Below are 21,660 nucleotides of genomic sequence, written 5' to 3' on the forward strand. Positions count from 1 at the left end.
AGCGAGACGACCTCGCCCCTTCCTCGGTGCGGAGGTCATTCCGGCACAATCACCGTTTTCAGCCCCTCACCGGAGGCCGCGGCCTCGAAGGCACTCGGCCAGTCGCGGATGTCGGCGCGGCGGGTGACGAGCGGGGAGAGTGTCACGAGCTTCTGCTCGATCAGCGCCAGCGCGCGCCGCCACGAACTGGGAGTCGATGCAAAGCCGCTGGTCACCACCAACTCCTTGTAGAGCACGAGATCGATCGGCAGGGTGACGTCTTTGCCGAAAATGCCGACTTGCACATAGCGCCCTCCACGGCGGGCCGCACGAAGGGCGGCCGCGGCACCGGGGGCGCTACCGGAGCACTCGACGACGACATCAAACGCTTCGGCTTCCGGTAATCCTGTGGTGGTTTCGATGCCGAGACTGCGCGCGATGTCCAGCCGGGAACTGTCCTTGGGCAGGCCCGCGAGCGTCACGAGCCCGCCGGCCGCCCGGGCCACCTGGGCTGCGAGTTGGCCAATGGTGCCGGGGCCGGTGACGAGCACGCGGTCGCCTGCGCTCACCACCGGCGGGTCGAGCAGGCAATGCGTGACGCAGGCAAGCGGCTCGGAAAGGACGCCTTCGATGTCGTCGAGAAAGTCGGGCAGCGGATGGAGATTATGAGCGGGCACGACCACATAGCTGGCAAAGCCGCCATTCTCGAAAGAACCGATTGATCGGCGGCTGGGGCAAAGGTTCGGTCGGCCGTCGCGGCACCAGTCACACCGGCCGCAAGTGGAGAAATAAGTCTCGACCGTCACGCGCTGCGGCTCGGCGTCGGCGGCTTCGGCCATGCCCAGAATCTCGTGACCGAGGATCACTGGCGCCTCGTAGCGGTATTCGTCCCGGGCTATGTGAACATCCGTGCCGCAGATGCCGGCTGCCAAGACCCGCACCCGGGTCATGCCTTCGCCCGCTTCGGGCACCGGCATCGGCTGGACGAGGACGTTTTCCGGTCCCGGTCCGGTCTTGACCACGGCAAGCATTTCCGAAGTCGTATCAGTCGAAGCCGGCATTTCCCGCGTACTCCTTGTGAATTCGCCGCCCTTTGTGTGTCCGGGACAGTTCATGATATGATAGATTGTTTTTACAATCAGGTCGCGACGCAGGAGCAGATACATGCATGATGATAATCGGGGGCCAGTGACGACTAGCATCAAAGACCTGTTCATCAACCTGGACCGTGCCGGACCAATCCCGCTCTACTACCAGATCGCTCAGCGGCTTCAGGATGCGATTGAGAGTGGGCAATTGCCGGCCGGCTCGCGCATCGAAAATGAGGTTGAACTCGCCGATCAGCTCAACATCTCCCGTCCCACGGTTCGCCGGGCCATTCGCGAGCTCGCCGACAAGGGCATGCTGGTGCGGAGGCGCGGCGTCGGCACTCAAGTGGTGCCCGGACGATTGAAGCGCGGAGTGGAATTCACCAGCCTCTACGACGCCCTTAGCCTGTCCGGGCGCTCGCCCACTACCCGAGTGCTCACTAGGGAGGCGGTGGTGCCGCCGGCGGAAGTGCTGGAGGCGCTGGCGCTGCCCCCGGGCACCGAGGTGTTGCACACGGTGCGGTTGCGCTACAGCGAAGACGTGCCGTTCGCCCTGCTCGAGAACTACATGCCGCCGGCTTTTCTCGACCTGGCAGTCGCCGACCTCGAGAAGTACGGGCTCTACCAGCTGTTGCGCGGACGGGGTGTGGCAATGCGGGTGGCCCGTCAGACGATCGGCGCGCGAGTAGCAACGAAGCAGGAAGCTGACCTGTTTGAGCAGGACCCCGGTTCGCCGGTTCTGACCATGACGCGCACCTTCTTCGACCAGTCCGGCCAAGCCTTCGAATATGGCCTCAACTCCTATCGGCCTGACATGTACGCGTTCGAGATGACCGTTGTGGAGAAGTAGCTGAGCGCGAGGTTCCGTGGAGATAACTGACATCGCCTAGCCCTTAACCGCGCCGCCGGTGGTGCCTTGGGCGATGTGCTTCTGCACGAAGAAACCAACGATGATCAGCGGCACCATGGTGGCGGTGGCGGCAGCGCTCGACAATCCCCAGTCGACCGAGATAGCTCCCACGAAACTCGCGATGCCCACCGGCAAGGTGTAGGTATCGAGAGTTGTCAGCTGCAGAGAGAACAACAGCTCGTTCCAGGAATACTGCATCGACAGTACGAAGGCGGCGGCGACACCAGGCAGGATGATTGGAAAGATGACCTTCCAGAAGATCTGCATGCGTGTGCAGCCGTCGATCATCGCTGCTTGGGCGAGTTCTCGAGGTACGTCTCGGATAAAGCCCATCATAAGCCAGATCACGAACGGCAGGTTGAGCGCGGCGTGCGCGATGATCGGGCCAGCGAGGGTGCCACGGAGGCCAATGGCGTTGATCATCACGAACAGCGGCAGGAGGATGGAGATCACCGGCACAAGCTTGCCAAGCAGGAAACCGCCGGCGATGGCGTTGGCAAACGGTAGGCGAAAATTGGTGAGCGCGTAGGCCGCGAAGGTGCCGACGACTATGACAATCACCGTCGAAACCAGCGCCACCACGATACTGTTTAGGTAGAACAGGCCGAAATTGGCCTTGGTAAAGGCGTTCACGTAGTTGTCGAGGGTCGGCGTGAAGAAAAGCGTCGGCGTCGTGGTGAAGATGTCCTTGGCCTTCTTGAAGGAATTGAGCACCACAAGGGCGATGGGAACGATGGTCCAGACACAAAACAGGACCAGCGCGACCCACTTGGCAACGGATCCGACCGTTGGTTTCCGCATTGTCGTTACTCCCCCTGGTCCTGAGCAGAGTTGCGCAGGAACGGCCCGAACAGCACCACCAGGCAGGCGAGCGTGACGATGGACGCGGCCATCGCGTAACCCATCTGATTGTTCTCGAAGGCCTGCTGATAGGCGTAAATACTGAGTGAGGTCGTGGCATTAGCCGGTCCGCCACCGGTCAGGCCGTAGATCAGATCGAAGGTGCGGAACGCATCGGTACCGCGGATCAGGATCAGCACCACCAGCACCTTGGTAAGCAGCGGGAGGGTGATCTTGAAGAGGACCTGCAAGGGGTTGGCATTATCGATGCGGGCTGCTTCGTAGAGTTCCTCGGGAATAACGGTCAGGCCGGCCGAGGCCACGAGGATGATGAAGGGAGCCGTGTGCCAGACGTCGGCGATGACGATGCAGATAAGCGCGGTGGCCGAACTGGTGAGTCCCGGAAAGCCGCCGAGCCCGAACAGATGCAGTAGCCAGTACACGAGCCCATAGGTCGGATCGTACATATAGCGCCAGATGAGGCTGACGATGATCGGCGAGATCAGGATAGGCATGGCGTAGATGGCGCGCAGGACATTTGCCGTCGGCCGATGCATGTCGCGCAGCAGGACAGCGACCCCCACGCCAACTGCCAGGCAGAGCGAGAGTGAAAGGACCGTGAACAGGAGGGTGTTGAACAGGGCGTGCAGCGCCACCGGGTCGGTAAAGAACCGCACGTAGTTGTCGAGGAATACGAAGACCATGCGGTCTTCCTGACCGAGGCTGTACTGGAACAGGCTGGCAAACAGCGCAAAGCCGAGCGGTAGGATCATCACCGTCACCACGACGGCGGCTGCGGGAATGAGAAGCAGCCAGGCAAGCATCTGGTCTCGCCGCGCATAACTCGACGTCGGGCGCCAGGTGGAGGTGGATCCAGCAGTGGTCACTGTCATTTCCGGTCCGTTACATGAAAGGACCAGCGCCGCCCGAAGGCAGCGCTGGCGGGAGGTCCAACCTAGAACTTGCCGGCCTCGGCGTCCTGTACACCGGACAGCATCCCCCCAACATCCGCATTGGGATCGGTCACTACGCTGGACAGGCCGGTGGCGAGCGATGTCAGCAGTTCGGGAGCGGCGGGCCGCAGCGGCAGGGTCACGCCGCTTGCCAGCGCCTCATTGGCGGCCTGCAGCCATGGGGCCGTGGCGGCAAGCGCCGGGTCGCTGCCGAGCGATTGGCGGAAGCTGATGAAGGACGGATCGGCTTCGCTCATTGCCGTCAGGGCTTCCTTGCTGGTGAGCCATGCGGCGAGCTTAAAGGCCTCCTCCTTGTTCTTGCTGTCGGCCGGAATGGCCCAGCCCCACATCTGCAGCAGCCCTGCCACCCGTTTGTTGTGAGGAATGGGGGCATAACCCAGTTGGCCGGCGACATTGGACTGGTCCTCGTCCTCAAGCGCCGTGAACAGCCCAGAGGCGGTGATGCCGAGGGGCGCCTGGCCGAACTGCAGCACCTTGTTGACCTCATCCCAGTGCCAGCCATTGGAGCCGTTGAAACCGTACTGGGCGAGGTCCTGCATGAAATTGACCGTTTCGACCACGGCTGGGTTGGTCAGGTCGAGCTTTCCGTCGGCGGCGAAGAAGTCCGTCTCGTTGCCGGCAAGCAGCACGGCAAGGACGTTGGTGATTGCCGAGCCCTGGCGGAACGGTAGCGCGATGCCGGTGCCTTGCTCTTTGAAGTACTTGGCAACGGCCAGCAGTTCATCCCAGGTCTGTGGCGGCTCGAAGCCAGCCTCTTCCAGCATGGTTTTGTTGTAGACCAGCAGCGGGGTCTGCGCGAAGTAGGGGAGCGCCTTCAGCGCGCCGTCGGCATCGGAATAAACGTCCATGCCGGCGCGAGAGAAGTCGAGCATATCCCAGTTTTCGCCAGTCAGCTCGGGGTTTTCGACGTATTTGGTGAGGGGCTCCAGATAGCCGGCCTCGGAGTATTCGCCGAACCAGGCCTCCGGCACATAGATCAGGTCGTACTCGCCCGTCTTGGTGCTCATGTTGAGCGTTTGCTTCTGCTTCAATTGGCCGTAATCGATGGCATCGAAGCGGATTTCGATGCCATGCTCGGCGGCGTATTGGTCGAGCAGCACCTTCTGGGCATCCGCTTGCGGCCCCGCCCACCTGGAGACCGTCAGGGTCTGCGCCGCGACGCTACCTGACCACCCTACCAGAACTGCCACGCCAAGCATGGCGAGTGTCACATTCCTCATTGCATTCCTCCCTCGTATGAACGCCGGTTGACAGCCGACGGGTCAGCGGCAGCCGGCTTCCCGCCGATCGCTACCGTTTGACAAATCATCATAATGTAATAACAAAGTCTGTCAACGATGCCTGGGTGGAGTTTACCCATGACCGTCGGAGGAGGAACTCATGGTTGGAATGGCACTTCGAAATGTGCGGAAGAGTTTTGGCGGCTTGGAGGTGATCCATGGCGTAAATCTTGAGGTGCCATCAGGAGAACTTGTGGTCTTTGTAGGCCCATCTGGATGCGGCAAGTCGACTTTGCTGCGCATGATCGCTGGCCTCGAGGACATCTCAGGGGGCGACGTCCTCATAGGCGGCCAAATGGTCAATGAGGTGCCGCCATCGGGTCGTGGCATTGCCATGGTATTCCAGTCCTACGCGCTCTACCCGCACATGAGCGTCTACGACAACATCGCCTTCGGGCTACGAAACATCAGGACCCCCGAGCCTGAAGTGGCGCGGCGGGTGTCGGAAGCTGCGAGGATTTTGCAGCTCGAACCGCTGCTTCAGCGCCTGCCCCGGGCACTGTCCGGAGGGCAGCGGCAGCGCGTGGCGATTGGACGAGCCATCGTCCGAGAACCAAAGGTGTTCCTGTTCGACGAACCCCTTTCCAACCTTGACGCGGCTCTCCGTGCACAGACCCGCATTGAGATCGCCCGGCTTCACCAGACGCTCGGCGCCACCATGATCTACGTGACGCACGACCAGATCGAGGCAATGACGCTTGCCGACCGGGTAGTGGTTCTGAACGGCGGGCGGATCGAACAAGTTGGCACGCCGCTCGACCTTTATGATCGGCCCGACAACGTCTTTGTCGCGGGCTTTATTGGTTCGCCTCGGATGAACTTTCTACCCGCTGCGGCTCTGGCTGGCGGAGTTGGCGCCGACGCCAGTCTTGTTGGGATACGACCAGAGCACCTCAAACCGGCGAGACTGGAGGAGGCGACTTTAGGCGGCACGGTAGAAATCGTGGAGCAATTGGGCGAACACATGCTGGCATATGTGCGAGTTGGTGACCAACTGGTCGTGGTAAAAACCGATCGCCAACACGAGATCACCCTTGCCCAGGAACTGCCGATGACCTTCGAGGCACGACACATCCACCGGTTCGATAGCACTGGTCGCGCGATAAGATGACGTCACTGTCGGCTTGCTTCCAGTCATTCATGCACGCAAGCAAACACTGACCGACAACGGCACACCCCGGCGCGCAACGATGTTCCAGGCGCCGGTATCGCAATGGCCCGCCTCATGCACCGCAATCCGCTTCTGCTCTTCAGCAGAGCGCGCTTCCTTGCCGAGTGCGGCGGCCCCCAAGTCATCGGCCGTGATGCCGGCGACCGGCGTTTCGGGCCGACCGGCGTTCATCAGCCACCCACCGGGCACAAGTTGCTGATTCTACTGCAAAAAATGTGTGACAAGTTAGTTGGTGGAGCTGAGCGGGATCGAACCGCTGACCTCGTCATTGCGAACGACGCGCTCTCCCAACTGAGCTACAGCCCCTCACCGAGGCGGTATATCGCGCGATTGCGGCGCGACTTCAAGGGGATTGTGGAACGGCGGGGGCGGTAGAGGGGCCCCTCGCGCAGGAAACGGCGCGCGCAAATCGCCGTGTTTGGCGAACCGGATTAACATCTGCCACTGTTCGGCCCGGATGTGCATGTTAACGTCTGCTTAAAACCGGGGAGTTCGACCCGGCTGTGCGGGGACATGTCATGCAGCTCAAGCCCAACGCGTTCCGCCTCAACGAAACGGTGCGCGGCGTTGAAACCATGACGCGATTCGCGCTGGCCGTGCTCTCGCTGGCCTCGGGCGTATACACGTATCTGGGCGTGCGGGGCCTGCTCGATGGCTCGGCAACCTTCGTGTTCTTCGCCGCCATCATCTATTCGGCCGCCGTCTCGGTCGCCATCTATGCCTTCTGGACCTACATGATGCGGTTCATTCCGCTGGTGGTCAGCGGGGTGCAGCGCATCAGCCTGTTCCTGGTCATGCTGCTGGGCTGCGGCATGATCATCGCCATGAGTTCCTGGCTCAATGCCGCCGCGCTGGCCGGATCGGCGGCACTCGAGCAGCACATGGCCGTGACGCTGCAGGGCTATGCCGAAGATCTCGACCGCGCCCATGCTAATGCGCTGGCCAGCCAGAGCCTCTTGCCGGACGTGGAACGCGCTTCGGCGCGGTTCGCGGCGCTGGCCCAGGACGAACGCGAGAGCGGCGCACTGACGGGGACGCAAGGGTCGGGGAGCGTGGTGCAGCTCTTGTCGCAGATGAGCCAGCAGATGAACCAGCTTGGGCAGACCATCACCACCTCGCGCACCGAGGTGGAGGGGCTGTTCGAGGAGGGGTCGCAGCACCTGGCCAGGATGCGCGAGCTCGTGTCCACGCCCGGCACCATCGAGCCGCGGACCGACAGTTTCCAGGCCGAGGCAGTGCAGCTTTCGGCGGTGATCGCGGCGCTGCAGCAGACCGACGTGGCCGGATCGGTCAAGCGCGCTGCGTCCGACCTGACGGCGGGCTTCATCGCCCCGGTGGCGGACGGACAATCGGCAGACCTGGCGAGCCGGCAGGACCAGGTAATGGAGACGGTGCGCGCGTCGGTGGATGCGCAATCGGCGGCGCTGGCGCTGGCGGCGGACGAAATTCTGGCAACGCCCCCGGTCGAGCAGCGGCGCTTCGTGCCGCTTTCTTCGGCCGAGGCCGTCATCCGCTACTGGAGCGATTTCATTCCGTCCTGGGCAGGCGCCATGTCGATCGACCTGTTGCCCGTCGTGATGGTGCTGGTGCTGATGGTCGTCAACGACGCGATGCGGCGCGATGCGCAGGACCTGGAGGAGGCCGAGAGCATCACGGCGGCCGAAATGTTGCGCGCCCTGTCGATCTACCGGCAGATGGAGGCGGCGGGCATTGCGCCGGTGCGGGAGGGTATCAAGCCCGATGAAGAGCGCGTGAACGAGCAGCAGCCGCTGGCTGACGAACCGCCTGTCGAGACCGCCGCCGAGGACGGAACGGTGACCAAGATCGAAATGGCGCAGCGCAAGCGTGGGGAGGGGCCGCGACCGGCATGAGCACGGCGGCAGAAGCGGGTTCTGGCGGCAAAGGCGGACCCCGGTCCCCCTCTTTGCTCGCGCGCCTCGCCCGGATCGAGGACGGGTCGATCCTGCGCTTTGCCTTCTTTGCCCTGCTCGCCGGTACAGCTGGGGTGCTCTATGTCGATTATCGTGAGTTAAGCGCCAGCCAGGCGGACCTGACCTTCGTGCCCGAGCCGGTGCTGCCGCCGGCGAGCGCGCCCGATCCGGACGGCCAGCCGCGCCCGACGGTCTCGACGCCGCAGGCAGCGCTCGAGGCGCCGCTGGAGATCGCGCTCGAAGGCGGGGGCAATCTCCACCTCACCGGCACCATCGGCGCGGGCGCCGCGGTGCGCTTTGCCGAGGAGATCGTCCAGCGCGGCGAGTACGTGAAGACGGTGGTACTCAATTCACCGGGGGGCTCGGTCGCTGATGCGCTCGAGATGGGACGTCTCATCCGAGAAAAAGGCCTTTCCACACAGGTGGATAGCGGGACGCTCTGCGCATCCTCGTGTCCGCTTGTGTTTGCCGGGGGCGTGGAGCGGCGGGCGGGGCGGCAGGCGGCGATCGGGGTGCACCAGATCTATGCCGCGTCGCTTTCGACCGATCCGGCACAAGCCCTGGCCGCGGCCGGGGTCGCCATGGCGGACGCGCAGCGGGTGACGGCAAAGGTCACGCGACAGCTTGCCGAGAGCGGCGTTGATCCGGCGCTTTGGCTGCACGCGCTGGAAACGCCCCCCGATCGGCTCTACTATCTCAAGCCCCAGGAAATGGAGGATCTCAAGCTCGTCACGACGTGGTTGGAAAAGTGATGTTTTGAGGCGGGAACCGGCAATGAACGGTCCCGTTGATCGACAATTATGCGGAGGAGGCCACAATGAAAGACAAACATACATTGACCCGACACCGGGACATCCAAAACTGGGTGACGGATCGACATGGGACGCCGGCGATCAGCAAGCTGCGCAACCGGTTCGGGCAGGAGCGCGCGGAACTCAAGCTGCGGTTTGCGAGGGCCGAGGAGGGCCGGCTCGACGGAAGCATGAGCCCCTGTTCGTGGAGCGCCTGGCTGGCCGAACTCGATCGGCAGCATCTTGCCCTGCAGGTTGCGCCAACCGGCGACTACGAACTGGTTTCGCGCACGCCGCTCAACTAGCGATCATCGCCCGCCCGGCGATCGGCTGTTGGCCAGGGGCTGGACAGCGGCATCATCGAGCGCGACCGCCACGCGGTCGCGCCCTTCCGCCTTGGCGCGATAGAGGGCCCGATCGGCACGCCGGAGCAGGTCCCAGAGCGTGTCATTGGTTTGAAGCTGGGCCAGGCCGAAGGAGGCCGTCACCCGGCGGTTCAGTTCGGTCTCGTCGAACGACGAGGCGGACAGCGCTACGCGCGCCGCCTCCGCCATCAGCCGGCCTGCCGACAGATTTGCGCCCACCACGAGCACGGCGAACTCTTCTCCACCCATGCGGGCGACGATCGCCGATGGGCCGGCGACGTCCGCCAGGATGCCCGCAAAGTGTCGGATCACTTCGTCGCCGGCGGCATGGCCATAGGCATCGTTGATCGATTTGAAGTGGTCGAGGTCTGCGGCCACCATGACCGCGGGCCGTCCGGCGCGGCGGAGCGCAGCCATTGCGCGATCACCCCGTTCTTCGAAGCCGCGCCGGTTGAGCAGGCCCGATAGCGTGTCGGTTTCCGCGCGCATGGCGGTCTCGGCATTGAGATCGCGCATGAGGATCAGCAGGGTGGTGAGGCCGATGGCGATGAGGGCGACCGCGCCAAGGGTCTGCGACAGCGCGGCATAGGTGGTGCCGAGATAAGCCTGAGCGGTGGCGCCCGAGCCAAGGATGACGGCGAGCCAGGGCTTGAGCAGGAATTGCACGCTGGTGAAGACAAGAAGGGCGATGAGGACACGATCGAGCGGTTGGCGCCGGCCACTGCCAAGTACGACAAAGGCACCCAGGAGGTGAAGCGCGCTGTAGGGCAACTGGTAGAGCGTGCCGCGAAGCAGCGACGAGCGTGGCATGTCGATGATGAAGACAATGCCGATGACACTGAGGCCGAGGATAAGCCCGAGCGGGAGGCGCGGCAGCGGCACCCGGTAGTGTCGCGCGAGACCCACGAGCGTGAAACTGACGGCGAACAGGAAGCTCAGGAAGATGCCGATGCTGGCGGGAGCGGGATCGGCCTGGCTCGGGAGGATGAACTCGAGCAGGACATCGAGCATGCCAAAGCCATAGCCGAGCGCCAGCCACCGTGGGCCCGAGTTTGACCGGGCCGCGGCCGCAACCACGCCGAAGGCGATGGCGAAGAGGGCGGCCACAAACAGATTGATGGCCAGGACGAAAAGGGCGGCGCTCATGGAACACGCAAGGCTCGAGACGGCCCCAATCTACAAGGCGGCACGCGAAGGGAACGTTAACGCGCGCCGCCTGATGACGTTACCTTCCTGCGATGCCAAGGGCCTCGGCGAGCAGCGCATAGGAGCGGCGGCGGAGGGCGTAGGAGTGGATGGTGGTGGTCACCATCACCTCGTCGGCGCCGGCAGCCTTCGCCTTTTCGGTGATGACCTCGGCCATGCGCTCGGGCGATCCGACCAGCCACAGGCTCGATTGGTGATCGATGACCTGCTGCTGCTGCGGGGTCAGCTTGTGCGCGAGGGCCTCTTCGGGCGATGTCAGCTGGCGCTGCTCCCCGGTGACGAAGCGGGCCCAGTTGACGGCCTGCGAGGCCGAGAGAAATTTTGCCTCGTCTTCGGTGGGGGCGCAGATGACAGAGAGGCACAATATGGTGCGCGGCTCGGGGAAGTGTTCGCTGCGTTGGAAGGCCTCGCGGTAGGCGGCGAAGGCCGGCGCGGCCGGGGTGTGCGAGAAGTGCGCGGCAAAGGCATAGCCGAAGCCGATCTGCCCGGCCGCCGCAGCGCTGGCGCCGGACGATCCGAGGAGCCATTTGGGGGGAAGACGGATGCCGCCGGGGGAGACCGGCACCCGCGAAAACGGGTGGTCCGCAGGAAAGCCTTCTTCGTCGAACGCCATGAGTTCGGCGAGATAGGCGGAAAATTCTTCGCCGCCGCCGCTGCGCAGCGCGCGCATGGCGTAGCCGTCGCCGCCGGGGGCGCGTCCGAGCCCAAGATCGATGCGCCCGGGGTGGAGCGCTTCGAGCGTGCGATAGGCTTCGGCGATGCGCAGGGGCGCGTGGTTGAGCAGCATCACGCCGCCGGAGCCGACGCGGATGTCCTTGGTGGCGGCGGCAGCGCTGCCGATGAGAATTTCGGGTACCGAGGAGGCAATGGAGGGCATGCCGTGGTGCTCGGCGTACCAGAGCCGGGTGTAGCCGAGGCGATCCGCCTCCCTCGCCAACAGCACCGTTTCGGCCATGGCCTGTGGGGTCGTCGTTCCCTGGGCGATGGGGGCGAGGTCCTGCAGGGAGAGGGCAAAATCGGCGGGCATGGCAACGGCTTTCACTATTGAACTTGATCGGTAGATCACGATGGTTGGCGGCAACGTCAAGGCCGGGCGAAACTTTTTCACGGTGCCCGCCGTAGCTCCCGCCGACGACTTCAGAGCGTCCAATGGGAGAAATTGTTCATGTTCACCAAGCTTTTCGGCGCTGCCGCCCTGGCCGCCAGCCTCTCTCTTGCCGGCAGCGTCGGCGCCTATGCCCAGTCCAACCCGATGGTGGGTGGCGCCGCCATGTATGCGGACAAGAATATCATCGAGAACGCGGTCAACTCCAAGGATCACACGACCCTGGTTGCCGCGGTCAAGGCGGCCGGCCTTGTCGACACGCTGCAGAGCGCAGGTCCGTTCACGGTCTTTGCGCCCACCAATGCCGCCTTTGCGGCCCTGCCGGAGGGGACGGTCGAAACCCTGCTGAAGCCGGAAAACAAGGCGATGCTGGTCAAGATCCTGACCGCGCACGTTATTGCCGGAAACTATTCCGACGCCGATCTCGAAGCCATGGCCGAGAAGAACCCGGAGGGCTTCACGCTCAAGACCGTATCCGGCGATCGGCTGCAGTTCACGAAGCTGGGCTCGGTGCTCTATGTGGTGGACGAAAGCGGCAATGCCGCCAAGATCACCATTTCGAACGTCAACCAGTCGAACGGCGTCATCCACGTCGTCAACAAGGTGCTCCTGCCCAAGTAAGAGGGCTCGCTCCTCTCGACGAGCGAAGGGTCCGCCGACGGGCGGACCATCTGCATTTTAAGCATTGCTTAAACCTAACGCTAAGTAAGCGTTGTCGTCGCATGGGTGAATCAGGCCCAATTCGCGTCTCCTCCTTCCCAAGCGGAGATACGCGATGACTGTTGGCCGGCGTTTGGCTGCCCTGCTGGTGGCGTCCGCAGCGCTCGTTTCGGGCGCGATGGCGCAAGGAACGCTCCTGCTGGAAGCCAGGGGAGGGGTAGCGGCGCACGATGTGGGCGGCGGCGTAAGCCTGTTTGATCCAACGCGCGTGCAGGACATCAATGCGGAGATGTTGTTCACCATCCCCAATCTCAGCGCCTGGGTTCCGTTGGGCGAGTTGCGGCCGCATCTGGGCGCCACGTTCAACATCGCGGGGCACGAGAGCTTCGGCTATGCGGGGTTGAGTTGGACGGTGCGGGCGCCGGTGGTGCCGGTGTTTCTGGAAGCCGGCTTGGGTGCCGCCGTGCACAACAGCAAGGCGCGGTTCGGCTGCGGCGTGCTGGCCGAGGCCCAGGCCAGCCTTGGCATCGACGTCTTGCCCAACACCGCGCTCATGGGGACAGTGCAGCACGTCACCGACTTCGGTTTTTGCGGCACGGCGAGCCGCCCTCTGACCACGGCGGGGTTGCGTCTGGGCGTGCGCTTTTGATCACGTTCGGCCGGTTTCGTCCCGCGGTGGTTGACTTGCCAAAGCCGGCGTGGGCGTTATGACGCCGGAAAATGCGGAGTTGAGCGAACGATGCGCACGGTGACCGGAGCGGTGATTGCGGGCCTTCTTGTGGCGAGCAGCGGCCCGGCGCTGGCGCAGAACATGCTTGACCCGCACCCGATCGCCGATGTCGTCGACGAAATCCGCATCGGGCTCAGTGCCCATGACGTGCACCACGCGGCCCTGCCGTTCCTCGTCAAGGAATGGCGGCTCAACCAGGTCGAGGACGTCAGCTTCGATGTGCTGTTCACCTCGCCCGATATCGACGCGTTCCGCTGGATCGGTGCGCCGCGCCCGGAAATCGGCACCACGATCAATCTTGACGGGCAGGACAGTCTCGCCCATGCGAGCCTGACCTGGCAGTTGCCGGTATTCGAAACGCCGCTTTACCTCGAAGCGTCACTGGGCGCGGCGATCAACAATGGCGCGATGGACGGGGCGGCGCCGGGACGCAAGAATTTCGGCTGCCGGGTCAATTTCTACGAGCGCTGGGGCGTCGGCGCGCATGTGAGCGAGAACGTCACCGCGACGCTGACCTACGAGCACACGTCCAACAATGGCTATTGTTCGCAGAACGATGGGCTGTCCAATTTCGGCCTGCGCGTGGGCTGGAAGTTCTAGGGCGCCCGCGCCGATCTCTCATTCCGCAGACGGGGCCAAACGAGACGGGTCGGCACGACGGGCTCATCATGAGGTCTACTGGCTCGTTACGCGGCCAGGCCAGCGACATAACCCGAGGCCCAGGCCCATTGAAAATTGTAGCCGCCCAGCCAGCCGGTGACGTCCACGGCTTCGCCGACGAAGAAGAGGTTGGGCACGGCACGTGCCATCATGGTCTTGGCATCGAGATCACGGGTGTCGATGCCGCCCAGGGTGACTTCGGCGGTGCGGTAGCCTTCGGAGCTGACGGGCTTGAGGGTCCAGCGCTCGATCCATTCGGCGGCGGCGGCGAGCTTCTTGTCGGATAGATCACCGATCATGCCGGGCTGGCCGATGAACTCGCCCATCAGCTGCGCCAGCCGCCGGGGCAAGGCGTTGGCGAGCACGGTCTGGAGATGGAGCTTGGGGCTGTCCTTGCGGGCGGCGCGCAGCAGGTCGAGGGCGTTGCGGCCGGGCAGGAGATCGACGGAAATGGCATCGCCTTCGCGCCAATAGGAGGAAATCTGCAGGATCGCCGGGCCCGAGAGGCCGCGATGGGTGAAGAGCAGGGCTTCTTCGAAGCGCGTCTTGCCGTGGCTGACGATCGCATTGGTCGAGACGCCGGCGAGGTCTCTGAGTTTTTCGAGGGCCGAGGGTTCGAAGGTGAGGGGGACGAGGGCGGGGCGGGTTTCCGTCACGCCGAGGCCGAACTGCCGCGCGATGTCGTAGGCCAGGCCCGTGGCGCCCATCTTGGGGATCGACTTGCCGCCCGTGGCGACGATCAGGCTCGTCGCGGTGACCCGGCCATCGCCGATCATCACGTCGAACCCGTCGGCGATCTTTTCGATGCTGCCCACGCTGCGTCCGGTCCAGATCGACGCGCCGGCCTGGCGCAGATCCTGGGTCAGCATGGTGACGATCTGGGTTGCCGAACCGTCGCAGAACAGCTGGCCGAGGGTTTTTTCGTGAAAGGCGATGCCCTGCTTTTTGACCCGCTCGATGAACATGTCGGGGGTGTAGCGCGACAGCGCGGAAAGGGCGAAGCGCGGGTTCTGGCTCAAGAACCGGTCACGCCCGAGGATGTGGGTGGCGTTCACATTGGTGAAGTTGCACCGGCCGCCGCCCGAAATCCGGATTTTCTCGCCCGGGTCGCGGGCATGGTCGACCACGAGAACCCGCCGGCCGCGCCGCGCCGCTTCGATGCCGGCCATCATGCCGGCGGCACCGGCGCCGAGCACCATTACGTCGAAGTCGGTCATACGAGTGGTCCTTGCTGAGGCGTCGGCGCCTCCCTGTCCCGCAATCGGGGCCGAGACGCAAGAGGCAGGGTGGCCCGGATGGGCCGGAACGCGGGCGAGATTGACTCTTTCCTATATAGGAGTATGAGAAGTCCTGCTTTCTTATCGAGCGAAAAGTTCGTCATGCGCAGCTTCGGTCTCATCACCGCTCTTGCCGCTTCCCGCACCACCGGGAAGGGTCCTGCCATGACCAAAACCAGCAAAACCGCCTGACGCTTGTCCCCGGGTCGTCTCCCGCCGGGGAGAGGCGTCATCAAGCAGAGCCGCATCGCCCGAGGCGATGTGCGGGGGCGGAAAATGGTCAAGGAACGGAGTTCCAAATGGGTTATCGGGTCGCCGTCGTCGGAGCCACAGGCAATGTGGGCCGCGAAGTTCTCAACATCCTGGCCGAGCGGAAGTTTCCGGCCGACGAGGTCATTGCGCTGGCCTCGTCGCGCTCGATCGGCAAGGAGCTTTCCTATGGCGACAAGATCATCAAGGCCAAGGACCTGCAGCACTTCGATTTCTCGAGTGTGGACTTCGCCATCATGTCCGCAGGCGGCTCGATCGCCAAGGAATGGGCGCCACGCATTGCGGCCGCCGGCGCCATCGTCATCGATAACTCCTCCTACTGGCGCTACCATTCGGACGTGCCGCTCGTCGTGCCGGAAGTGAACGGGCATGTGCTCGAGCGCTGGCTGGCCGATCCCAAGCGCACCGGCATCGTCGCCAACCCCAATTGCTCGACGGCGCAGCTCGTGGTCGCGCTCAAGCCCCTGCACGACGCGGCGACCATCAAGCGCGTGGTCGTTTCGACCTACCAGTCGGTGTCTGGTGCAGGCAAGGAGGGCGTCGACGAACTCTGGAACCAGACCAAGGGCATCTTCGTCAACGACAGCCCGACCCCGCAGAAGTTCACCAAGCAGATCGCCTTCAACGTCATCCCGCACATCGATGTGTTCATGGAAGACGGCTACACCAAGGAAGAGTGGAAGGTGCTGGCGGAAACCAAGAAGATCCTCGATCCCAAGATCAAGGTGACCTGCACGGCCGTGCGCGTGCCGGTTTTTGTCGGGCACTCGGAAGCGGTGAACCTGGAATTCGCCAATCCCATCACGGCAGACGAGGCGCGCGACGTGCTGCGCGAGGCTCCGGGGATTTCCGTGCTCGACAAGCGCGAGCCCGGTGGCTACGCGACGCCGGTGGAAACGGTCGGGGAATACGACACCTATGTGAGCCGCATTCGCGAAGACAACACGGTCGAGAATGGCCTCGCCATGTGGGTGGTTTCGGACAATCTGCGCAAGGGCGCGGCGCTCAACACCATCCAGATCGCCGAGACGCTGATCGAAAAGGGCTACAAGGCGCGCGCCCTGGCGGCCTGAGTTTTCGCATCCTGCGAAGAAGCGGCAAATCTGGCACCCTTTCCGTACTGACGAGGGTGCGGCCGGCGCTGTGACCTGAGACCTCAACCAGTCCCAGCCTCTCCTCGCAAGGGGAAGGTTGGGACTTTTTGGTTGAAACCGGCGCCGACCACCGTGGCCTGGGAACTCGCTTCAAAAACTTCCCTTGAGCCTCCCGAGGTCCGGGCGTACAAGCGCGAACCGTACCGGACGTTACCCCATGCCTTTGCGCGATCTCCTCCTCGCCCTTCTCGTCGTCGTCATCTGGGGCCTCAATTTCGTGGCCATCAAATGGGGGGTCGCAGAAGTCTCGCCCTTCCTCCTGACGGCCCTGCGCTATCTTGGCTGCGCCTTGCCGGCTGTGTTCTTCGTCCGCAAGCCGGCTGTTTCGTGGAAGATCCTCATCGCCTATGGACTGACGGTGGGCGTCCTGCAGTTCAGTTTCCTCTTCACGGCCATCCGGCTGGGCATGCCAGCCGGGCTCGCCAGCCTCGTTATGCAGATGCAGGTGTTCTTCACCATGGGGCTGGCCGTGCTGTTCCTGGGCGAGCGGCCGCGGCCGGTGCAATTGCTGGGGGCAGGGGTGGCGCTGTTCGGGCTTCTGGCCATTGCCAGCGAACATCTGGGCGCGGCGACCTTCGCGCCACTGGTCATGACGCTGGCTGCCGCGTTCTTCTGGGGCTCGTCCAACATCGTCACCAAGCGCGCCGGGCGGATCGACATGTTCGCCTTCGTGGTGTGGGGAAGCCTCGTGCCGCCACTGCCCATGCTGGCGCTGTCGCTGGCCCTCGAGGGGCCAGGAGCGCTCTTGGCCCTGGGCACGATTTCGCCGGCGGCGATCTTTTCGGTGCTGTTCATCGCCTATGGCTCCACTCTTGTCGGCTACGGGCTCTGGGCAATCCTGCTCGGGCGCTATCCCGCCAGCCTTGTGGCGCCGTTTTCGCTTCTCGTGCCGATCGTGGGCTTTGCCGCTGCCGCCCTGTTACTCAACGAGACGGTGAGCCTGCTCGAATACGCGGGCAGTGGCCTCATCTTCGTCGGACTGCTGCTCAACGTGTTCGGGCCGCGGTTGCTTGTCCGGGCAAGGAGCGCCTGATGCCCATCCGCCACGTGCTGCTGGCGCTCCTCGTCGTGGCGATCTGGGGCTTCAACTTCGTCGTCATCAAACTCAGCGTCGAGGCATTTCCGCCCATCCTGGCGGCAGCGCTGCGGTTTCTGGCGGCGGCGTTTCCGGCGGTGCTGTTCGTGCGGCCGCCCAAGGCGCCCTTTGTGCTGGTTCTCGGGTTCGGGCTGACCTTCGGGGTTGCGCTTTACGGCTTTCTCAACCTCGCCATTGCCTGGGGTATGCCGGCGGGCCTCAGTTCGCTGGTGCTGCAGACGCAGGCGTTCTTCACCATGCTGCTGGCCTTCGTCATCCTCAAGGAACGCCCGAGCCGCTTTCAGGTGGCGGGCGCCGCCGTCGCCTTTGCCGGCATTGCCGTCATCGGCAGCGAGCACGTGGCAGGAACCGGTCTCGTGCCGCTGGGCATGGTGCTGATGGCGGCGGTGAGCTGGGGCCTTGCCAATGTGCTGACCAAGAAGGCGGGCAAGGTGAATGCGGTCGCCTTCACGGTCTGGGGCGTGCTGGCCGCACCGCTGCCGCTCCTGGGCCTGTCGCTGCTGACGGAGGGATGGCCGGCTATCGCTGGCGCCGTGGGCAGCTTTTCCTGGGGCGATGTGGCGCTGATCGCCTTTCTGGCCTATCCCGCGACGCTGCTGGGCGGCGCGATCTGGAGCTGGCTCCTCGGGCAGCATCCGGCCTCGGTTGTTGCTCCGTTCACGCTGCTCGTGCCGATCACCGGGTTGGCCTCGGGGTATCTGGTGCTGGGTGAACGGGTCACGGTGGTCGAGATCGGGGGGGCGCTGTTGGTGATCCTGGGCCTGATCGTGACCTTGCGCCGGGCGCGCAAGAGCGAGCCGCCCATTCGCCTCGACTAGGAGGCGGGCCACCCGGAGGTGGCCCGATGGTTTCAGTTGCCGCCGGAGAGGGAGTCGAGCGTTTCGGTCGGCGCCGGAGTGGGCAAGTCCGCGGGCGTGCCGGTGGTGTTGCCCATGATATCGCCGGCACCGCCGGGAGCCGGTGCGGTCGCAGAAGCGCCGGCGCCTGCCTGAAGCGTGGCAATCTGCTCGATGGTCAGTTCGCCGGTGCCGGATGTGTCGGCGGCGTCGAATTCTTCCTGAGTCAGCGTGGGCCAGACCGCCTGCAACTCGGTGAAGCTGATGGTCCCGTTGCCGTCGGTATCGACATCGGCAAAGGCCATGGGTGTCTGTGCGACGGCGGCACCGGAAAGGCCGAGCAGGACAACGGACGACAGAATGAGCTTTTTCATGGGGGTGTCTCCATGGGGGAAAGGCGGCGCCCACAGGCGCCGACGGGTCGCTCTCCGGCGGCCCGTGGCATCCAAGATCACGCGGATTTGTGGTGAGGGGCGGGCCACAAGCGGGGCCGCCGGGGGCCATGTGAGGGCAATTTCGGGGCAGGGGCGAGCGTCCGCCGGCTCAGGGCGCGGATCGGCCACCGCGGGCGATGGAGAACAGGCCGCGGCGGCATGGCTGCAACCCGGCGCGGCCGCTAGTGCTCGAGAGTGATTTGCGGCCGGATGAAATCGCCCTTGTCGTCCATCACCCACAATTCGCCGGTCGAGATGTCGAACCAGGCGCCGTGGATGGCGAGCTTGCCCTGATTTTCGAGATCGGCGACATAGGGGAAGGTGCGCAAATTACGGATCGAATTGCGGATGGAGATGCGCTCCAGCGCCGTCTGCCGCTCGGCGGGCGTCATCAACTCGTTGTGGCCCAGCTGTTCGGGCAGCGCGCCGAGCAGGCTCATCCACTTGCCGATGAAGTCACCCTGGTCGAGCGGGCTGGCCTCGGGCGACAGCGCGGCGTGAATGCCGCCGCAGCGGCCATGGCCCATGACGACGACGTTGGAGATCTCCAGGGCCTTGACCGCGAATTCGATGGCCGCGGAGGTGCCGTGCTGTCCGCCGTCGGGCTGGTAGGGCGGCACGAGGTTGGCGACGTTGCGCAGAACAAAGATTTCACCCGGTCCGGCATCGAAAATCATCTCGGGAGACGCGCGGCTGTCGCAGCAGGCGATCACCAGGGTCGACGGGCTCTGGCCGATTTCGGACAGTTCCCGGATGCGTTCGCGCTCACGAACATAGCGTCCGGACATGAAACTGGCATGGCCGTCCAGGAGATGCTGAGGAAAATTGTGCATGAAATCCCGATTAGCTGTATGAGGCGACATGACCACATGCGGCGGAACAGCCGCGAGCGCAAGGGGGGCGCATGCGCATCTATCGATTCCTTTCGGGAGAAGACGACTCGGCGTTCTGCCACAAGGTCACCAAGGCGCTGAGCGAGGGCTGGGAGCTGCATGGCAGCCCCACCTATGGCTTCGACGCGATCAGCAAGAAGATGCGATGCGGGCAGGCCGTGACAAAGATCGTGCGCGACCAGCCCTACGACCCCGACAAGAAGCTCGTCGACTACTAGAGGCGGGGCAGCAGTTCGTCGAGCTTGGCGAGGAACTGCTGCCAGCCCGCATGGGCGCCGCCATAGGCCTGCTTCTGCTCGGGGCGGAAGCCGCTTTGCTCGACGCGCAGATGCGTGCCGGTGTCCGTCGGGCTCAGCGTGAAGACGACGACGCTCTCGAGCGCGTAGGCTGGATCGTCATTGGCAAAGTTCCAGGAGTAAGACAGCCGTCGGTTGGGCTCGAGCGCCAGCACTTCGCACTCGAGCACGCCGCCCCACTCCCCGCGCAACTGAAAGTGGTGACCGGCCTCGGGCACGAAGTCGTTGTCCATCAGCCACTCCGAAATCAGGTGCGGCTGGGTGAGGGCGCGCCAGAGCTTTTCGGGCGGATGGGCGAATTCGCGTTCCACCACGGCGGTGCGGGTTTCTGTCATGGCGTGCTCTTTTTGGCGCGGTTGAGGGCGATGGCGGCACGGATGAGGGCGACGAAGGCGGCTTCGTCGATGGTGTCGCCCTGGTGGAAGTCGATGGCGCGGCGGGCATTGCCGGTGAGGCTGGAATTAAAGAGTTGGTCAGGGTCTTCCAGCGCGGCGCCCCTGGGAAAGGTCGTCTTGACGGCGCTCTTATAGGCTTCGCCGGTGCAGATGATGCCGGCGCAGGACCAGACCGGCTGGTTCCACTTGAACTCTTCGATCACGTCGGGGTCGGCAGAAAGGATCAGCTTGCGGATCTCTGCCAGCATGGCGCCGCGCCAGTCGCTCAACTGCGCGATGCGCTGGTCGATGTGGCGGGGGGATTCGGATTGATCCCAATCGGCGGTCGCTTTGGGCATTGACGGGCTCCTTAGAAGCGTTCTGCAGGCAGGCGGCTCGCCTGCTCGATCCAGCGGGTGAACAGCGCCTCGTCGAACGCCCCGCTTTCGGGGATATCGAGGTAGCGCACCGATTTCTGCTTGGACTTCCCTGGAGGCACGGGATCGAGCGCGGTCCCCTGGGGGAAGGCGACCTTGATGTAGCGCGTCATGCAATGAAAGCTGACGAACCAGCTCGAATAGTCCGGGCCATAAAAGGGCGAGTTCCACTTGACCATTCTGTGCAGGCCGGGAAGGGCATCGACGATCAGCGCGTCGAGGCGCCGGCCGACGGCCTGCTTCCAGCCCGGCATGGCCGCGAGGTACTGCTCCACCACCTCGGGTCCATTGCCCTTGGCGATCTGCGGGTTGCCGCCCGAGAGAAGCACGGGTGCGGGTTGTTCCCTCATGCCACGGCCCGCCGGGCCTTGGCCTTGCGCACATAGGGCTGGAAGAAGAGGACCGTGCCGCTGGCGATGAGCAGGAAGAGCGGCAGCAGCGGCAGATAGGTCAGCCAATCCATCTGCCGGCCGGCGAACAGCGCCACGAAATTGGCGATGACGGTGAGGGTGAAGAAGAGCGAAATCCAGCGGTGGCTTTGCCGGATGAGCGATGTCGGGGTCATTGATCCATCCTCGTAAGCAGGTTTTCCAGCGCATCCATGCGCTTTTCCCAGAAGCTGCGCATGTCATCGGCCCAGTCGGTCAGGGAGGCGAGCGCCTCCGGCCGGGCGCGATAGTGGGTCTGCCGCCCGTCTTGGCGATCGGCGACGAGGCCGGCGACCTTGAGGACGCCGAGATGACGGGAGACAACCGGCTGGGAAACGCCGGCGCCTACCGTCAGCGCGCCGACGGTCAGTTCTCCGTTGCGGCACAGGGCTTCGAAGAGCCCGCGCCGGGTCGGGTCGGAAAGTGCCTTGAAGAGGGGTTCGGCATCGGGCATGGCAAACTCATAGCTGGTTGG

General features: G+C 64.2%; 27 protein-coding genes and 1 tRNA gene. 12 read left to right on the forward strand and 16 right to left on the reverse strand.

Going from position 1 to position 21,660, the window contains the following annotated elements:
- Window positions 1-35: 35 nt before the first annotated feature.
- On the reverse strand, window positions 36-1,145 hold the full coding sequence (locus tag IC608_RS14125; protein WP_210316358.1) for a zinc-dependent alcohol dehydrogenase: 1,110 nt from the start codon (window positions 1,143-1,145) through the stop codon (window positions 36-38).
- On the opposite strand from IC608_RS14125, the gene IC608_RS14130 reads away from it, so the two are divergent.
- On the forward strand, window positions 1,144-1,917 hold the full coding sequence (locus IC608_RS14130; protein WP_191776741.1) for a GntR family transcriptional regulator: 774 nt from the start codon (window positions 1,144-1,146) through the stop codon (window positions 1,915-1,917). The genes IC608_RS14125 and IC608_RS14130 overlap by 2 nt on opposite strands.
- Before the next feature lie 36 nt (window positions 1,918-1,953).
- Here the strand turns inward: IC608_RS14130 and IC608_RS14135 are convergent, their stop codons facing one another.
- The 3 genes from IC608_RS14135 to IC608_RS14145 all read right to left on the reverse strand — a co-directional run bounded on the left by IC608_RS14135 (window position 1,954) and on the right by IC608_RS14145 (window position 5,011).
- The gene (locus IC608_RS14135; RefSeq protein ID WP_191776743.1) at window positions 1,954-2,778 is read right to left on the reverse strand and encodes a carbohydrate ABC transporter permease; all 825 of its coding nucleotides are present in this window, start codon (window positions 2,776-2,778) and stop codon (window positions 1,954-1,956) included.
- Between the two features lie 5 nt (window positions 2,779-2,783).
- Window positions 2,784-3,704, reverse strand: coding sequence for a carbohydrate ABC transporter permease (locus tag IC608_RS18180; RefSeq protein ID WP_210316359.1), 921 nt, complete (start codon window positions 3,702-3,704; stop codon window positions 2,784-2,786).
- A gap of 68 nt (window positions 3,705-3,772) precedes the next feature.
- Window positions 3,773-5,011 (reverse strand): ABC transporter substrate-binding protein, encoded by a 1,239-nt coding sequence (locus IC608_RS14145; RefSeq protein ID WP_191776747.1) that lies wholly within the window; start codon window positions 5,009-5,011, stop codon window positions 3,773-3,775.
- A gap of 160 nt (window positions 5,012-5,171) precedes the next feature.
- Between IC608_RS14145 and IC608_RS14150 the strand changes: the two genes are divergently transcribed.
- On the forward strand, window positions 5,172-6,182 hold the full coding sequence (locus tag IC608_RS14150; protein WP_191776749.1) for an ABC transporter ATP-binding protein: 1,011 nt from the start codon (window positions 5,172-5,174) through the stop codon (window positions 6,180-6,182).
- A gap of 27 nt (window positions 6,183-6,209) precedes the next feature.
- Here the strand turns inward: IC608_RS14150 and IC608_RS14155 are convergent, their stop codons facing one another.
- Together IC608_RS14155 and IC608_RS14160 are read right to left on the reverse strand one after the other, a co-directional pair.
- Window positions 6,210-6,413: a hypothetical protein gene (locus IC608_RS14155; RefSeq protein ID WP_191776751.1), complete on the reverse strand. Its 204-nt coding sequence runs from the start codon at window positions 6,411-6,413 to the stop codon at window positions 6,210-6,212.
- Window positions 6,414-6,472: 59 nt separating this feature from the next.
- Window positions 6,473-6,548: transfer RNA gene (locus IC608_RS14160), tRNA-Ala, on the reverse strand.
- Between the two features lie 212 nt (window positions 6,549-6,760).
- Here IC608_RS14160 and IC608_RS14165 point away from each other — a divergent pair.
- The 3 genes from IC608_RS14165 to IC608_RS14175 all read left to right on the forward strand — a co-directional run bounded on the left by IC608_RS14165 (window position 6,761) and on the right by IC608_RS14175 (window position 9,269).
- Window positions 6,761-8,113 (forward strand): hypothetical protein, encoded by a 1,353-nt coding sequence (locus IC608_RS14165; RefSeq protein ID WP_191776753.1) that lies wholly within the window; start codon window positions 6,761-6,763, stop codon window positions 8,111-8,113.
- On the forward strand, window positions 8,110-8,925 hold the full coding sequence (locus tag IC608_RS14170) for a COG3904 family protein (protein ID WP_248306379.1): 816 nt from the start codon (window positions 8,110-8,112) through the stop codon (window positions 8,923-8,925). Before IC608_RS14165 ends, IC608_RS14170 begins: the two co-directional genes overlap by 4 nt.
- Before the next feature lie 65 nt (window positions 8,926-8,990).
- A complete protein-coding gene (locus IC608_RS14175; protein ID WP_191776755.1) occupies window positions 8,991-9,269 on the forward strand; it encodes a hypothetical protein in 279 nt (92 codons plus the stop codon).
- A 3-nt stretch (window positions 9,270-9,272) separates the two neighbouring features.
- On the opposite strand, the gene IC608_RS14180 is transcribed toward IC608_RS14175, so the two are convergent.
- Both IC608_RS14180 and IC608_RS14185 read right to left on the reverse strand, forming a co-directional pair.
- Window positions 9,273-10,475, reverse strand: a complete 1,203-nt coding sequence (locus IC608_RS14180) for a GGDEF domain-containing protein (protein WP_191776762.1) — start codon at window positions 10,473-10,475, stop codon at window positions 9,273-9,275.
- Between the two features lie 79 nt (window positions 10,476-10,554).
- Window positions 10,555-11,643 carry an LLM class flavin-dependent oxidoreductase gene (locus IC608_RS14185; protein WP_345890903.1) on the reverse strand — a complete coding sequence of 363 codons (1,089 nt, stop codon included), beginning with the start codon at window positions 11,641-11,643 and terminating at the stop codon, window positions 10,555-10,557.
- A gap of 57 nt (window positions 11,644-11,700) precedes the next feature.
- Between IC608_RS14185 and IC608_RS14190 the strand changes: the two genes are divergently transcribed.
- From IC608_RS14190 to IC608_RS14200, 3 genes are all read left to right on the forward strand, one after another.
- On the forward strand, window positions 11,701-12,261 hold the full coding sequence (locus IC608_RS14190) for a fasciclin domain-containing protein (protein WP_191776765.1): 561 nt from the start codon (window positions 11,701-11,703) through the stop codon (window positions 12,259-12,261).
- Between the two features lie 154 nt (window positions 12,262-12,415).
- A complete protein-coding gene (locus IC608_RS14195) occupies window positions 12,416-12,949 on the forward strand; it encodes an acyloxyacyl hydrolase (protein ID WP_191776767.1) in 534 nt (177 codons plus the stop codon).
- A gap of 90 nt (window positions 12,950-13,039) precedes the next feature.
- Window positions 13,040-13,630: an acyloxyacyl hydrolase gene (locus IC608_RS14200; RefSeq protein WP_191776769.1), complete on the forward strand. Its 591-nt coding sequence runs from the start codon at window positions 13,040-13,042 to the stop codon at window positions 13,628-13,630.
- Window positions 13,631-13,716: 86 nt separating this feature from the next.
- Here IC608_RS14200 and IC608_RS14205 read toward each other — a convergent pair whose 3' ends face one another.
- Window positions 13,717-14,907: a BaiN/RdsA family NAD(P)/FAD-dependent oxidoreductase gene (locus IC608_RS14205; protein ID WP_191776771.1), complete on the reverse strand. Its 1,191-nt coding sequence runs from the start codon at window positions 14,905-14,907 to the stop codon at window positions 13,717-13,719.
- A 359-nt stretch (window positions 14,908-15,266) separates the two neighbouring features.
- Here IC608_RS14205 and IC608_RS14210 point away from each other — a divergent pair, with 359 nt between their 5' ends.
- The 3 genes from IC608_RS14210 (at window position 15,267) to IC608_RS14220 (ending at window position 18,305) form a co-directional block, all read left to right on the forward strand.
- Window positions 15,267-16,310 carry an aspartate-semialdehyde dehydrogenase gene (locus IC608_RS14210; protein WP_191776778.1) on the forward strand — a complete coding sequence of 348 codons (1,044 nt, stop codon included), beginning with the start codon at window positions 15,267-15,269 and terminating at the stop codon, window positions 16,308-16,310.
- Between the two features lie 238 nt (window positions 16,311-16,548).
- A complete protein-coding gene (locus tag IC608_RS14215) occupies window positions 16,549-17,424 on the forward strand; it encodes an EamA family transporter (RefSeq protein WP_191776780.1) in 876 nt (291 codons plus the stop codon).
- The gene (locus IC608_RS14220) at window positions 17,424-18,305 is read left to right on the forward strand and encodes an EamA family transporter (protein ID WP_191776782.1); all 882 of its coding nucleotides are present in this window, start codon (window positions 17,424-17,426) and stop codon (window positions 18,303-18,305) included. Before IC608_RS14215 ends, IC608_RS14220 begins: the two co-directional genes overlap by 1 nt.
- A 32-nt stretch (window positions 18,306-18,337) precedes the next feature.
- Here the strand turns inward: IC608_RS14220 and IC608_RS14225 are convergent, their stop codons facing one another.
- A complete protein-coding gene (locus IC608_RS14225; protein WP_191776784.1) occupies window positions 18,338-18,697 on the reverse strand; it encodes an EF-hand domain-containing protein in 360 nt (119 codons plus the stop codon).
- Between the two features lie 242 nt (window positions 18,698-18,939).
- On the reverse strand, window positions 18,940-19,590 hold the full coding sequence (locus IC608_RS14230) for a carbonic anhydrase (protein ID WP_191776786.1): 651 nt from the start codon (window positions 19,588-19,590) through the stop codon (window positions 18,940-18,942).
- Window positions 19,591-19,661: 71 nt separating this feature from the next.
- Between IC608_RS14230 and IC608_RS14235 the strand changes: the two genes are divergently transcribed.
- Window positions 19,662-19,868 (forward strand): DUF1737 domain-containing protein, encoded by a 207-nt coding sequence (locus tag IC608_RS14235; RefSeq protein ID WP_191776788.1) that lies wholly within the window; start codon window positions 19,662-19,664, stop codon window positions 19,866-19,868.
- On the opposite strand, the gene IC608_RS14240 is transcribed toward IC608_RS14235, so the two are convergent.
- The 5 genes from IC608_RS14240 to IC608_RS14260 are packed head-to-tail and all read right to left on the reverse strand — an operon-like array spanning window position 19,865 to window position 21,639.
- Entirely contained in the window at window positions 19,865-20,281 is a 417-nt protein-coding gene (locus tag IC608_RS14240) for an SRPBCC family protein (protein ID WP_191776797.1), read from the reverse strand. The genes IC608_RS14235 and IC608_RS14240 overlap by 4 nt on opposite strands.
- Window positions 20,278-20,679 carry a DUF1801 domain-containing protein gene (locus IC608_RS14245; protein ID WP_191776799.1) on the reverse strand — a complete coding sequence of 134 codons (402 nt, stop codon included), beginning with the start codon at window positions 20,677-20,679 and terminating at the stop codon, window positions 20,278-20,280. The genes IC608_RS14240 and IC608_RS14245 overlap by 4 nt, the downstream gene beginning before the upstream one ends.
- 11 nt (window positions 20,680-20,690) lie before the next feature.
- A complete protein-coding gene (locus IC608_RS14250) occupies window positions 20,691-21,107 on the reverse strand; it encodes a DUF1801 domain-containing protein (protein ID WP_191776801.1) in 417 nt (138 codons plus the stop codon).
- Window positions 21,104-21,322 carry a hypothetical protein gene (locus IC608_RS14255; RefSeq protein WP_191776802.1) on the reverse strand — a complete coding sequence of 73 codons (219 nt, stop codon included), beginning with the start codon at window positions 21,320-21,322 and terminating at the stop codon, window positions 21,104-21,106. Before IC608_RS14255 ends, IC608_RS14250 begins: the two co-directional genes overlap by 4 nt.
- On the reverse strand, window positions 21,319-21,639 hold the full coding sequence (locus tag IC608_RS14260; protein WP_191776803.1) for an ArsR/SmtB family transcription factor: 321 nt from the start codon (window positions 21,637-21,639) through the stop codon (window positions 21,319-21,321). Before IC608_RS14260 ends, IC608_RS14255 begins: the two co-directional genes overlap by 4 nt.
- Between the last annotated feature and the right edge of the window lie 21 nt (window positions 21,640-21,660).

Origin of the sequence: Devosia oryzisoli, assembly GCF_014837245.1 — a bacterium.
GTDB classification, from domain to species: domain Bacteria; phylum Pseudomonadota; class Alphaproteobacteria; order Rhizobiales; family Devosiaceae; genus Devosia; species Devosia oryzisoli.